Source organism: Chryseobacterium mucoviscidosis, from assembly GCF_002177115.1.
GTDB classification, from domain to species: domain Bacteria; phylum Bacteroidota; class Bacteroidia; order Flavobacteriales; family Weeksellaceae; genus Chryseobacterium; species Chryseobacterium mucoviscidosis.
In genome coordinates, this window is sequence record NZ_MVAG01000205.1 from 1 (window position 1) to 253 (window position 253).

The window sequence follows — 253 nt, forward strand, 5'->3', positions numbered from 1 at the left end:
GGGATATTAAAACTTCTGTAAAAAAGACCGACCAAGGAGGATGGTATCTTTTGGACGGAAGAAATATTAAAGCCCTTTCGCCGGTAAGTCAGGCAGCAGCAGCAAGTCTGGGATTTACGGACAATCTGCCAGATTCCAGAGACAGGGTTTTAAAATCCAGAGCCAATGGAGAAGTTTTAGGCGCAATAGGAGGCGAAAACCAATTCGGAATTCTGCAGTCTAACCTACCGAATAATACCCTTTCAGGACCGCT

The 253-nt window shown here is 45.1% G+C and carries 1 pseudogene; it reads left to right on the forward strand.

Going from position 1 to position 253, the window contains the following annotated elements:
* Nucleotides 1-253 (forward strand): annotated as a pseudogene (locus B0E34_RS21490) (hypothetical protein); the annotation flags it as partial.